Consider the following 13,519-nt stretch of genomic DNA (forward strand, 5'->3'; position numbering starts at 1 on the left):
ATGGAAATCATAAAAATATAGATGAATCGTTCTCAACAATGTTTTTGTTGGAGAAAAAGCAACAGGTCGAACAAATAAATTGAACATTTTAAGCATCAAAATAAAAAAGACTACTATACTTTCGCCAGTAAATAAGTTTTTGTAATGGTTGACTGTGGTTGGCGACTGTATAAGTGCAGGAGATAGAGCACCAAAAGCAGATACTTTAGGCGATGCAGGAGTTATTGTCGAAAGATCTATTGCAACTGATCAATCAAAAATTCATCAAGTTTTTCAAGGGTTAGTCCATGAGTTGGTTTAGTCAGAAACAGAGCGCTGTTCTTGGTATTGATATCAGTACTGCGGCTATAAAATTACTCGAATTGAGTAAGGTTGGTGCTCGTTATCGGGTTGAGAGTTACGCGGTAGCGCCTTTGCCGCAAGACGCTGTGATTGACAAGAATATAGCGAACATTGATGTAATAGCCGATGCCATAAAAATTGCGTTAAAACAATCGGGGACAAAGCTAAAGCAAGCGTCTGTGGCTGTTGCAGGCTCTTCAGTGATGACTAAAGTTATACCGATGCCGGCGTCATTAACCGATGATGAAATGGAAGAGCAAATCATGGTTGAGGCGGACCAGTATGTGCCTTATTCGCTTGATGAGGTTAATTTTGATTTTGAAGTGCAGGGCGAAAATGAAAATAACCCTGAAATGGTCAATGTGCTTCTGGCTGCGTCAAGAAAAGAAATTATTGAGGATCGTATTGAAGTGCTGGCAAAGGCGGGCTTAAAGGCCAAAATTGTCGATGTTGAGGCCTTTGCAATTGAAAATGCATTCGCTTTGTTGATTGACCAATTGCCTGATGCGGTAGAAGGCCAAACAGTTGCTATCGTGGATATTGGGGCAACCATGACTTCTTTAAGTGTTTTATATAATTCTCATACCGTATATACAAGGGAACAAGGCTTTGGCGGCAAACAGCTGACTGAAGAGATTCAGCGCCGCTACGGATTAACTTACGAAGAGGCCGGCTTGGCAAAAAAATTGGGCGGACTGCCGGATAACTATACAGTCGATGTGCTTGAGCCGTTTAAGAGAGCAATGGTTCAGCAAATTCAGCGATCGATACAGTTTTTTGTTTCCTCAAGCGCGAATAGACATATCGATAATCTTATTCTTGCTGGCGGCTGTGCATCGATACCGGGCATCGATAAATTGGTTCAGCAAACTATAGGCGTGCCTACTGCTATAGCCAATCCTTTTATCAATATGGCTTTATCCAATAAGGTAAAACCTCAGTCTTTAAGCAACGATGCTTCGGCAATGATGATTGCATGCGGGTTAGCATTGAGGAGCTTTGACTAATGGCAAAAATCAATTTACTTCCCTGGCGTGAAGAACTGCGGGCGCAAAAAAAGCAGGATTTTATAAATGCAATTGGTGTGGCTGTTTTGTTTACAGCGATTATTTTTGCCGGAGTTCATATGTATATTGAAGGATTAAAGGCGTATCAGGAACAAAGAAACAAAATAATACAGGACGAAATAGCGTTATTGGATAAAAAAATTGAGCAAATTAAAACGATTGAGGAGCAAAAAAGTAAGTTGCTAACCAAGATAGAACTGATTCAGAAATTGCAGGAAAGCCGTCCGGAGATTGTGCATTTATTTGATGAACTTCCCAAAGTTACGCCTGACGGGGTTTTTCTATCGAAATTTACTCAAGCGGGTGCGGAACTGACTTTTGAGGGCAAGTCACAATCCAATGCCCGCGTTTCCGCCTTCATGAGAGCTATCGAAGCCTCCTCCTGGCTGAAAGCACCGACACTTAATGTCATTCAGTCAACAAGCAAAGTTACTCCTGAGAAGTTAAGTGATTTCACTCTGCATGCCAAACAAGGTAATCAAAATGCACAAGCTGCGGCTGGAGGGAAATAATGAATCTGTCAGAAATTAATTGGGATCCTAATGAGGCAGGGACTTGGCCATTACCCATTAAAGTAGCAACAATTTCAGTGATATGCGCTATGGTTTTCGGCGCTGGTGTTTACTATGACACACTCGACCAGTTAGCGGCGCTTGATGCTTCCGAGAAGAAAGAACTGGAATTAAAACAGTCATTTGAGACGAAACAAAAGAAATCAATCAATCTTCCGGATTATCAGGAACAGTTGGCGCAAATTGAAACACAGCTGGAAGATATGATTCGTCAAATGCCTACCAAAGAAGAAGTTGCAAGCCTGTTAATTGATATTTCTCAGACAGGATTGGCGAGCGGTTTGGAGTTCAGGTTATTTAAACCCGGAGCGCCGGTTCGTAAAGATTTTTACTCGGAGCTGCCAATCAGTATTGAGGTTGTTGGGAAATATGAAGAGCTGGGTTTGTTTGTAAGTGGTTTAGCTTCGTTGCCCAGAATTGTTACCGTACACGACGTAAACATTATTCCCGAAGGTAAGGAAGGGGAAATGAAGATGACTGCAATGGTAAAGACCTATAACGAAGGTGATGATGGAACCGTAACTACCACAGCTAAAAAGAAAAGGGGGCAAAAGTAATGGAATACCGTAAATTACCGGCGCCCAGTATTACGCGGACGGGGTTACAGCGTCACACTGGTTTCCTGCAGATTGCGACACTTTCACCATCTCTAGCTGTCATAACTTGCTTAGTTGTTACAACTTTATTAACAGGTTGCAGCGATGATTTTTCGGATTTAAATCGCTATATTTCGGAAGTTAAGGCCAGACCTAAAGAACCTATTAAACCCTTGCCTGAAATCAAGGTGATTGAGCCTTTTATGTTTAAACCTGAAGGACTGCGCGACCCATTTAAACCACTGGAGCAGCCTGAACAGGCCGAGGATGTAGATGCTTCAAAGGGTAGTGGCATAAAACCGGATACCACACGGCGCAAAGAAGAACTGGAAGCGTTTCCTTTGGATGGGCTAAGAATGGTGGGTACTGTAAATATGAAGTCGAGTTTATGGGGATTGGTAAAAGCGAGCGACGGTACAATTTATCGCGTCAAGGTTGGGAACTATATGGGCAAAAATTACGGAAAAATCATACGGATAGTCAGCGATAAAATTGAATTGATGGAAATAGTCCCTGACAAACCGGGAACATGGCGTGAACAACCAGTTTCGATAGCGTTGACAGAGTAATTTTGAGGATAAAAAAATGAATAATAAACAAGGCGGCATTATGGCTAACACCCACAGGGTACTAGATAATACGTGGAGATCATTATGCATGCGCATTGGCTTAGGTCTATTTTTATTTATATTTCAAATTGCATCTGTTAGAGCCGATGAGCTGGCGTTATCGGGTATAGACTTCGCGACACAGGCCGGAGATAAGCTCCAAATTGAAATGGAAATGACGGGGGCTGCCGTTACACCCAAAATATTTAAAACAGATAATCCCGCACGTATTGCTCTTGACTTTCCCGGTGTGAAAAGTGCCTTGGCAAAAAAAATGTACCCTATAAATCAGGGAACAGCGAGCAGTATCTATGTGGTAGAAGCAGCCGGCAGGGTTCGTGTCGTTGTTAATCTGATTGAGGCGACACCTTTTGAAACTAAGGTGGTCGGCAATAAAGTGCTGTTGACCTTGACTCAAGCAAAAGCAGTGATGCCTGCTCAATTGAAACCGGCTATTACAAAATCTGCACCGCCCGTTGCAACAAAATCAACTAATGCAGTGGTTGCAGCATTAATACCCGCACAAAATATTAGCGGCTTTGACTTTAAACGCGGCGATAAAGGCGAAGGGCGCATATTGGTTTCCCTCGCAAATCCCAATACTATCGTTAACTCCAAAAAAGAAGGGGGAAAAGTCATTATAAGCTTTTTGAACACCAGTTTGCCTGAAAGCTTGGCTAAAAGGCTGGATGTTTCCGAGTTTGCAACGCCCGTTAAGTTTATTGATACGGCCTCGTCCGGACAGCAAACTACCATTACAGTCGCAATGCAGAATGAACTCTACGATTATTCCGTATTTCAAGCAGACGGGTTATTGACAGTTGAGTTTCGTCCTTTAAGCAATGAAGAGAAAGATGCTCTGGATAAATCGCGCACTAAATATACCGGTGACAGATTATCTTTAAATTTTCAGGAAATTGAAATAAGGAGCGTTATTGCGATTTTGGCCGAGTTTACCGGACAGAATGTGGTCGCCGGTGATGATGTAACAGGTACGATTACTTTAAAGCTGGACGATGTGCCCTGGGATGAAGCATTGGACTTTATTATGATGACCAAGGATCTGGGTAAGTATGAGACCGGCAATGTCACGTTGATTTCACCGTTGGACAAAATTAAGGAGTACAAGAAGAAACAACAGGAAACAGATAAAGTCGTTGAACAATTAGACCCGCTGGTGACTGAATATATTAAAATCAATTACGCTAAGGCTGAGAACTTTAGAAATCTATTGAATGGTTTTGATACCGGTGCCTTTGGCAGTTGCGGGGTGACCGGTACCACTGGAGCTGCTTCATCCGGCGGCTCATCGTCAGCTTCCGCTGCTGGTGCTGGTGCTGGAGGTTCTTCAGCTGCAGGGCAATCAAATCAAGGGGCAGGGGCAAACGGCTCAGGGGCGAATAATGACAAGTTTGGCTTGCTTTCGCCCCGTGGGTCGGCCATTGTCGATGCCAGAACCAATACTTTGATTGTGCGCGAAACGACAAAACGGCTGGATGAAGTAAAGAAACTGATACGTAAGCTTGATGTCCCTGTGCGGCAGGTGATGGTTGAGGCGCGGGTTGTTATTGCAAATGATAATTTCATTGAAACCTTAGGAGTTAAGTTTGGTGCGGCAAAAGAGGCGGCTGTTGGTTCTGGTAAGACATTTGCTGTAGGTGGAACTCAGGTTCCTGGAGATGCCGGTGCAGACCCTACTACTGTAGCAGGGATGAGAAAACCAACCGATTTGCTGGTTGATTTGGGTGCGGCAGCGTTAACTTCTACCCCGCCAGGCGCTTTAGGAATGACTCTCGCTAGAGGAGCCGATTATGTGTTGAATCTTGAGCTGCAAGCATTACAAACTGAAGGGAAGGGTGAAATAGTATCGAACCCTAGAGTTATGACTATGGATCGCTGTACAGCGGTAATGACTCAAGGTGTGCAAATTCCGGTTACTACGCCTCCTTCGGCAAATCAGCCTGCAACGACCACTTATATTGATGCGGTTCTTGAGTTAGATGCAACTCCGCAGATTACCCCCAGTGGATCGGTTGTTATGAATCTATTGGTTAAGAAGGACAATGCGAATACAACAAGTAACCCTGTATCAGGTAATCCCGGCATTGATAAAAGACAGATTAAAACATCGGTTCTTGTCGAGGATGGGGAGACGGTCGTTTTAGGTGGGGTTTATGAAGGTACTGAAACATATGGCAAGAATAAAATTCCGTTTTTTGCCGATATACCCGGCATAGGGTTTTTATTTACAAATTCAACAGCTCAGAAAGAGAAGCGGGAATTGTTGATTTTTGTCACACCAAAAATAATGAAAGATAATATGGCCAGCGATTGATTACTTCTACTTGGAGCGAAAAGGGGGCATAATGCCCCCTTTTTTAATGGTTTACCCCATATAAGGCAGGTCATGACGCGATCAGAGAATATATATTTAGTTGGCCTCATGGGTGCAGGAAAAACTACGATAGGACGGCAGTTGGCCAGAGCGCTTAAATTGCCTTTTTATGACAGTGACAAGGCAATTGAGGAAAGAACTGGCGTAGATATTCCGACCATATTCGAGTTTGAGGGAGAAGAAGGGTTCAGGGACAGGGAGCAGAAAATGATTCAGCAATTGACGCAAATGGATGGTATCGTACTGGCTACCGGCGGCGGTGCTATTTTACGTGAAGAAAATCGCAAAATGTTGAAGGAAAATGGTTTTATTGTATATCTACAATGTTCGGTGGAAAGAATTTTGGAGCGGACGCGCAGAGATACGCAACGCCCATTACTGAAAACGGACAATCCTAGAGAGAGAATAGAAACTCTATTCGCACAGCGTGAGCCGCTGTATTTATCATGCGCCGACTTTAAAATTGATACAGGCATTATGCAAAGCAAGGAAGTAGTCAGTCGCATTTTAGAAGAATATAACTCGGTTAATCGGTAGGTCGGGTTAGCGTAGCGTAACCTGACTCTTTGCGGCAGAGATTGCCGGTTCACGCTACGCTAACCTGATCTACAAGCACCAAAACTTAATAAATATGAAAAAATTACTGGTTGAATTAGGTGACCGTAGTTACCCGATCTATATAGGCTCTGATTTATTGAGCCGGTCTGAGCTGTTCATCAATCATATAAAATCCAAACAGGTTGTTGTGGTTACCAATGAGACCATTGCTCCCCTGTATCTGGATAATGTTCTAAAAAATTTGCAAGGCTATAGCGTCGAAACAGTAATACTGCCCGATGGCGAACAGTTCAAGACTTTAGAATTTGTAATTCAAATTTTTGATAAGCTATTGGCTTGCAAATTTAGCCGTAACGCCACGTTGATTGCTCTAGGTGGCGGTGTTATTGGCGATATGGGCGGTTTTGCTGCGGCTTGTTATCAGAGGGGCATTGCTTTTTTGCAAATACCCACCACATTGCTGGCGCAGGTCGATTCTTCGGTAGGGGGCAAAACCGGGGTTAATCATCCGTTGGGCAAAAACATGATTGGCGCCTTTTATCAACCGCAATGCGTTATTGCCGACGCCAATGTTTTAGACACACTGGATGACCGCCAATTATCAGCTGGTCTGGCTGAAGTGATTAAGTACGGCCTGATCAGGGATGCTGGATTTTTTGAGTGGCTGGAAGACAGTATTGACGCGCTATTAGCCAGAGATAAGCAAGCATTGGCTTACGCTATAGAGCGCTCATGCATTAATAAAGCTGAAATTGTCTCCGAAGACGAAACCGAAACCGGTATCAGGGCGACGTTAAACTTAGGCCATACTTTTGGCCACGCGATAGAAACCGGCGCCGGTTACGGTACATATCTTCATGGTGAGGCAGTAGCCATTGGTACCTGCCAAGCTGCCGATCTTTCCAGAAGAAAAGGCTGGCTAAGCGAGGAAGATGTCGCAAGAATTATTGCACTATTTATAAAAGCCAAACTGCCCGTACAACCGCCGGAACAAATTGATTCAGACCGGTTTCTGGAATTAATGGCAGTAGACAAAAAGAATGTAGACGGTCAAATCAGGCTGATTCTGTTACAAAAAATCGGCATCGCGACATTGCCCGTTGACGTAGATCGAGAACTATTGGAGATGACGCTTAAAACCTATGGTAGAAGATGATACTTTTACTTATCATGTGAAACGGCAATTCGCTGGGCAGACAAATACAGCGGCTAATTCCTTGATAACAAAAGAGCGAATGCAGAAGCTTGATTTATTGATTCATCTGCTTTCAAACCTGACACAAGCACTTGTCGTTTGCGGTCCGGAAGGCATCGGCAAAACGACTTTGCTTAACGTTCTGCAGGCGCGCAAGACTGAATCATGGCGGTATTGTCTTATACAAGGTCATGCCGACTTAAGTTTTGAAGCGATTTATGACCAATTAGCTCAGTGCATAAAGCAGGATAAGACTGATGCGCCGGTTAAGTCGCTATCTATGGCTTTTAAGCAATACGAAAACCAACATAAACAAATAATAGTAATTGTTGATAATGCCGGAGAATTAGTGCCCGGCTTAGCCACGGCAATCATTCAATATGCAGCGGCAAACCCCGTTTTAAGGTTGATCTTCGCTTTAACGCATGACGAATTGCAGGTGAAACGCGGATCGGATCGTGCTGTTGATGATTGCCATATCATTGAAATTCCCCCCTTGTTTGAAAAACAGTGCGGTGATTTTTTACAGCATCTGTCAACAAAGCCCTATGCGAACCTGTCGTTTAAAGCCATCGACGAAAATATGGTAGCGCACATCTATCGTGAAACGCATGGCGTTCCGGGAAGAATTATCGCCGAAATATCCGGTTTGTCCTCTGCCAAGCAAAGTGGAAAACTGAAATGGATACTTGTTCTTGCTATTGCAGCAGCGATTGCTATAGCAATTGGTGTTCAGTTGCTAACATTATCGAACAATAGTAAAGAAGAAATAACGCCTAATGAACAAAAGAAAGCAAGCAATATCGAAGCTATTCCGCAACGGCCGGAGTCCCAGATAGTGCTGCCGCTGCCGCCTGCTCAGCCGGTTATTCCGCAACAGCAATCACTACCGGCAAGTGAGGGGAATGAAGCGTTAAAGCCTCCTCCGGTCGATGATCAGCAGTCTGTTAATTCCATAGCAACACCTGAACCGGTGAGTGCGATGGAAACTGCTCAGAAGCAGGACAATAAGCAAGCTGGTGCCGTACAGCAAAAAATTGCCGAACCGCTGGCGGAAGCATCGCCAGAAAAGCCGAGACAGCTGGAGATATCCAAAACGGTTAATAATGTTGAGCAGCCCAACTCTGAAAAATTGGAAAATAAAGTCCAATCTGCGCCTGCCAGTGCCATTGCTCCGAAGCCAGACAATGGGCTATCTGTTGTTGCGCAGCAGAAAATTGCCGAGCCGCCTGTAGTAGCCAGACAAGAAGAACCGAAACAGGCGGAGATCAGTAAAACGGTTAACAATGTAGAGCCTGTTATGTTCAATGCTTTGGAAACAATCCAGCTACCGCAAAAGCCCGTAGAAGTTGCGCCAGTTCCTGAACAGCCAGTTTTAGAAGCGGCTGCGCCTCAACAAGTAGAGTCTGATGGATCGTGGGCATCGCCAACAAACAGCTTCACCCTGCAGCTTATGGTTTTATCAAAACAATCATCAACTGACGACATGCTCAAAAAATATCCTGCTATGGGACCGGATATTAGAGTCATTAATACGTTCGCCAATGGCAAAGAGAAGTTTATTTTAGAGTATGGTTCATATCCCGACGCCGCTTCAGCCAATAGAGCCAGACAGTCCTTACCTTTTGAATTCCACAAAGCACTGGTAAGAAAAATAAACTCGAAAACGCAAAGGTAGTACACACAGGGGTGGCCGGATTGTCGCCTATAAGCTAACACCATAAAATTTTAAACCTTAATAATCAAATTCATGACCGTATTAAAAAACGATACTTTTATCAGAGCACTGTTAAAACAACCTGTGGACTACACGCCGATTTGGATGATGCGTCAAGCGGGGCGGTATTTGCCGGAATACAGAAAAGTCAGGGAGCAGGCGGGCAGTTTCTTAGAACTATGCACCAACCCTGAGTTGGCTTGCGAAGTCACCTTACAGCCCTTACGTCGTTTTGATTTTGATGCGGCCATTTTGTTTTCGGACATTTTGACCGTTCCCGATGCGATGGGTTTAGGGCTTTATTTTACCGAAGGCGAAGGCCCTAAATTTACCCATCCGGTAAGAACATCGGCGGATGTGAATAAATTGCCTATTCCTGATCCTGAAACTGATTTGCGTTACGTAGTGGACGCAGTCCGGCTGATAAGAAAAAACCTGCAAGGCAGTGTTCCCCTGATCGGCTTTTCAGGAAGCCCTTGGACCTTGGCGACCTATATGGTCGAAGGCGGCAGCAGCAAGAGCTTCCAAAAAGTTAAAGGCATGATGTATGAGCAGCCCAAGTTGATGCATATCATGTTAGATAAACTGGCGCAATCGGTTGCAGCCTATTTGAATGCCCAGATTGAAGCGGGCGCTCAGGCGGTCATGTTGTTCGATACCTGGGGCGGTATGTTAACGACTGAAGATTATGCCGAATTTTCCTTATACTATGCCAAGCAGGTCAGGGCACTGCTTAAAACAAATATCGATGGGCAGCAGATCCCAACCATCCTGTTCACTAAAGGCGGTGGGCTTTGGCTGGAAGCCATGGCCGATTCAGGCTATGATGCGTTGGGACTGGATTGGCAGACCGATATACAGCAAGCTCGTGCCAGAGTGGGTCAAAAGGTTGCCTTGCAAGGCAATATGGATCCGGTTTCGCTTTACGCCAGACCTGAAGTTATTACCGAAAAAGTAAAAACCATTTTGCATAAATACGGTTCGGGCTCCGGCCATGTGTTCAATTTGGGCCACGGTATTTTGCCAGATATGAACCCCGATCATGTTAAGGCGATGGTTGATGCCGTGCATGAGCACAGCCGGGCTTATCATCAGGCTTAAGCAGATAAAAAACCAATAGAACACGGATGACGCTGATTGGACGAATTTAAACGGATTTTAAAAGTCAAAAACCAGTTCCGTATATATTAATTTAAAGTGCCTTGACTTGTTATCGGCAACATCTTTATGAAAGGCTAAACATTGTTTAAGTACGAATGGAGTGCAGGCTTTGCCTGCAAGCGTAAGCACTAAAAGTAAGGCGCTTTAGGCGACGCAGGGAGCAGTTGCCGAGGCGAAGCTTGCACACCCGTTGCAATGAGTTGTCAGAACATGGCTTTGGTGAAGCTCCAATTGATCCGTGCTTATCAGTCAAATCCGTGTCATCTGCGTGCTATTTTTCTAGTTGTTGAATAGTTACAATTAACTAATAAAGGAGTTGCAATCATGAAAATAATGAAAGTTTTGTTGGCAATTGGTCTGTTCGTTGTCAATTCGGGCGTTAAAGCCGAGAGCTCAGGCAAGCCGATTGACATCGTCGTTCATAGAAGCCCGACCTGCATGTGTTGCGGCAAGTGGGTGGCGCATTTAAAAGAAAACAACTTCAATGTAAAAGACATCGTTACCGATAATGTACAAGCTATAAAAGATAAATACGGCATCACCAAAGAACTAGCTTCCTGTCACACAGCCATCGTCGATGGTTATGCCATAGAAGGCCATGTGCCTGCCAACGATATTAAAACACTTTTAAAAACCAAGCCTAAAGTTGTCGGCTTGGCGGTTCCCGGCATGGTTAATGGCAGTCCCGGTATGGAAATGGGCGATAAAAAAGACCCGTATAAAGTGGTCAGTTTCGATCATAAAAAACATACCAAAGTATTTAACAGTTACGAAGGCACACAATGATTCTGGCTGGTGACGTAGGCGGAACAAAAACCATCCTGGCGCTATTTGAAACCGAGAATGGAGATGTTAAGTGTCTAAGGAAAGAGCAGTTTTCCAGTGCGCACTATCCAACCTTTACCGAACTACTTACCTCATTTTTGACGGATGCCGATTGCCCCATGATAACGGCAGTTTGCATTGGCGTAGCGGGCATCGTTGTAGATGGACGTTGCGAAACCACTAACTTGCCGTGGGTGCTCAGCAGTAAAGAAATCGGCGAGCGCGTCAATAGCCAAAATGTCTGGCTGTTGAATGACCTGGAGGCCACGGCATGGGGCTTGCTCGATTTGCCGGAGCATAACTTTGTAGAATTAAATCCCGATGCCCAATACCAGCAAGGCAACATTGCCGTAGTTGCAGCCGGAACCGGCTTGGGTGAGGCAATCATTGCATGGGATGGCGATTCTTACCATGTTCTCGCCAGTGAAGGCGGGCATGCGGATTTTGCTCCGACTAATGAGCATGAAATAGCCTTGCTCAGGCACATGTTGGAAAAATACCCTGAACATATCAGCTGTGAACGATTGATATCCGGTGAAGGCTTGGTCAATATCTATCAATTTCTCAAACAAATCGGCTATGCGCCAGCCAGCCCGGAAACCGAACAGCAAATGGCAGAGCGGGACCATGCCGCCGTCATCGGCGAAGCAGGCGTTGCCGGTAACGATGCGCTATGCGTTGAAGCGTTAAACATGTTTTGCAGGCTCTATGGCGCTGAATCAGGAAACTTGGCGCTCAAGTGTCTGCCTTACGGCGGCGTATATTTGGCCGGAGGCATAGGCGCAAAAATCCTGCCCGTGCTGCAGCAAGGCGAATTCATGCGCGGCTTTTTAACAAAAGGCCGCTGTAGGCCGGTCTTGCAGAGAATATCGGTTAAAGTCTGCATCAATCCCGAAGTCGCCTTGTTGGGAGCATTAAGCTATGCAAAGAACGTCAGGTTAACGCAATGAGAATTGGTGTCCCCAAAGAAACAAAAGACCAGGAAGGCCGGGTTGCAATCACACCTGACGGCGCGCATTTTCTAATTCAACAAGGGCATCAAGTTTTTATTGAGGTTGATGCCGGATTAGGCTCGGGCTTTAGCAACGAGCAATATCAACAGGTGGGTGCGCAGATGGTTTCCACTGCTGCTGCCTGGGCTGTCGATCTAGTTGTCAAAGTAAAAGAACCGTTGGAGTCCGAATATCAATATTTGGAACAGCAGATAATTTTCACTTTTTTTCATCTGGCGGGTGTAACGCCCAGCTTGACGCAAGAACTGTTAAAAAAAGGCACAACAGCGATAGCTTACGAAACGCTGGAAGATGAACAGGGGCGCTTACCCCTGCTTGCTCCAATGAGCGCTATTGCAGGTAACATGGCGACCCTAATGGGAAGTTACTACCTTGCCGAATTCAATCAGGGCAGTGGAGTGCAGCTAGGCAAAGTACTAGGCAAGAGGCATGGTAAGGTCGTGATCATTGGCGACGGCGTGGTGGGTCAGCATGCCGCTCAAGTAGCCATGGGGATGGGAGCCAATGTATTTATCTCAGGCATCGATCCAGCGAATATGCAGAAAATCAAAAACACATTATTACCTGAAGCGGAGTTCTTTTTATCGAGCCCTGAAAATATAGGCAAATATATAAAAGATGCCGATTTGGTCGTCGGAGCCGTGCTCATTCATGGCGCCAAAGCGCCTAAAATAATTACTGAAGAAATGATAAAGTCGATGGCTAAAGGCTCGGTTGTTGTTGACGTTAGCATAGACCAAGGCGGCTGCATGGAGACCTCAAAGCCGACCTCGCACACTAATCCTGTATTCATCAAACACGGCGTCATCCATTATTGTGTGACCAACATGCCTGGAGCGTATCCCAGAACATCAACCATTGCCTTGTCCGATGCGACATTACCCTATGTCCTTAGAATAGCCGATGCTGGGAAAGCGTCTTTAATAACCGATAAAACGCTGGTCAAAGCGATTAACACTTACGAGGGCAAAATCACCTGCAAAGCCGTAGCCGAAGGGCTGGGCATGCTGGACAACTATCAGCCAATAGCCAATTTTAAATAGTTTTGCAATGGCAGTTTAAGGTACGATAAGCGCCAAGGCCGATGTAGCTCAGTTGGTAGAGCAACTGATTCGTAATCAGTAGGTCACGGGTTCGACTCCCGTCATTGGCTCCATAGGACTAAAGATACATAAAAATTCTTTAGCGATCGCAAAATGATTTGTCTATAAATTGGCCACTTTAAGATTTAAAAGTGTCTGAAAACATTGATAATTTAGATTTGCGGCATATTCGTAGCAAGGTTGATCAAATAGGGAATGGTATGCTTAATTTTAAGCATTGTAAGTCTATCTCCATGCTTTCTTTGTCAGGTTTGAGCAACAAGACTCTTCGATGTTGTATCCGTCTCCGATAGCGTTACGGCTAATGCGCAATTGGCCTGGACATTAAGTACGGTAATAATGGGATCAACCACGGGGTCAATAGCGA

The 13,519-nt window shown here is 44.8% G+C and carries 12 protein-coding genes and 1 tRNA gene; all 13 read left to right on the forward strand.

Features of this window, described 5'->3' with window-relative positions; translation table 11 throughout:
• Window positions 1–287: 287 nt before the first annotated feature.
• Entirely contained in the window at window positions 288–1,349 is a 1,062-nt protein-coding gene (locus EPO18_RS05210) for a pilus assembly protein PilM (protein WP_292431487.1), read from the forward strand.
• Complete coding sequence (locus EPO18_RS05215; protein WP_292431490.1) at window positions 1,349–1,921, forward strand: PilN domain-containing protein; 573 nt, start codon at window positions 1,349–1,351, stop codon at window positions 1,919–1,921. Before EPO18_RS05210 ends, EPO18_RS05215 begins: the two co-directional genes overlap by 1 nt.
• On the forward strand, window positions 1,921–2,538 hold the full coding sequence (locus tag EPO18_RS05220; RefSeq protein WP_292431491.1) for a type IV pilus inner membrane component PilO: 618 nt from the start codon (window positions 1,921–1,923) through the stop codon (window positions 2,536–2,538). Before EPO18_RS05215 ends, EPO18_RS05220 begins: the two co-directional genes overlap by 1 nt.
• Window positions 2,538–3,146 carry a pilus assembly protein PilP gene (locus EPO18_RS05225; RefSeq protein WP_292431494.1) on the forward strand — a complete coding sequence of 203 codons (609 nt, stop codon included), beginning with the start codon at window positions 2,538–2,540 and terminating at the stop codon, window positions 3,144–3,146. The genes EPO18_RS05220 and EPO18_RS05225 overlap by 1 nt, the downstream gene beginning before the upstream one ends.
• A 16-nt stretch (window positions 3,147–3,162) precedes the next feature.
• Window positions 3,163–5,520: a type IV pilus secretin PilQ gene (pilQ, locus tag EPO18_RS05230; protein ID WP_292431497.1), complete on the forward strand. Its 2,358-nt coding sequence runs from the start codon at window positions 3,163–3,165 to the stop codon at window positions 5,518–5,520.
• Between the two features lie 72 nt (window positions 5,521–5,592).
• Window positions 5,593–6,117 (forward strand): shikimate kinase AroK, encoded by a 525-nt coding sequence (gene aroK, locus EPO18_RS05235; RefSeq protein WP_292431500.1) that lies wholly within the window; start codon window positions 5,593–5,595, stop codon window positions 6,115–6,117.
• A 94-nt stretch (window positions 6,118–6,211) separates the two neighbouring features.
• Window positions 6,212–7,294: a 3-dehydroquinate synthase gene (gene aroB, locus EPO18_RS05240; protein ID WP_292431502.1), complete on the forward strand. Its 1,083-nt coding sequence runs from the start codon at window positions 6,212–6,214 to the stop codon at window positions 7,292–7,294.
• A gap of 79 nt (window positions 7,295–7,373) precedes the next feature.
• Window positions 7,374–9,011 (forward strand): AAA family ATPase, encoded by a 1,638-nt coding sequence (locus EPO18_RS05245; RefSeq protein WP_363331480.1) that lies wholly within the window; start codon window positions 7,374–7,376, stop codon window positions 9,009–9,011.
• A gap of 72 nt (window positions 9,012–9,083) precedes the next feature.
• Complete coding sequence (hemE, locus tag EPO18_RS05250; RefSeq protein WP_292431508.1) at window positions 9,084–10,151, forward strand: uroporphyrinogen decarboxylase; 1,068 nt, start codon at window positions 9,084–9,086, stop codon at window positions 10,149–10,151.
• Window positions 10,152–10,535: 384 nt separating this feature from the next.
• Window positions 10,536–10,997, forward strand: coding sequence for a DUF411 domain-containing protein (locus EPO18_RS05255; protein ID WP_292431510.1), 462 nt, complete (start codon window positions 10,536–10,538; stop codon window positions 10,995–10,997).
• The gene (glk, locus tag EPO18_RS05260; protein ID WP_292431514.1) at window positions 10,994–11,986 is read left to right on the forward strand and encodes a glucokinase; all 993 of its coding nucleotides are present in this window, start codon (window positions 10,994–10,996) and stop codon (window positions 11,984–11,986) included. Before EPO18_RS05255 ends, glk begins: the two co-directional genes overlap by 4 nt.
• Window positions 11,983–13,092, forward strand: a complete 1,110-nt coding sequence (gene ald, locus EPO18_RS05265; RefSeq protein WP_292431516.1) for an alanine dehydrogenase — start codon at window positions 11,983–11,985, stop codon at window positions 13,090–13,092. Before glk ends, ald begins: the two co-directional genes overlap by 4 nt.
• Before the next feature lie 37 nt (window positions 13,093–13,129).
• Window positions 13,130–13,205 (forward strand) — tRNA-Thr (locus EPO18_RS05270).
• The last annotated feature ends 314 nt before the right edge of the window (window positions 13,206–13,519 follow it).

The sequence above is a fragment of the Methylobacter sp. genome, from assembly GCF_004322395.1.
Classification (GTDB): domain Bacteria; phylum Pseudomonadota; class Gammaproteobacteria; order Methylococcales; family Methylomonadaceae; genus Methylobacter_A.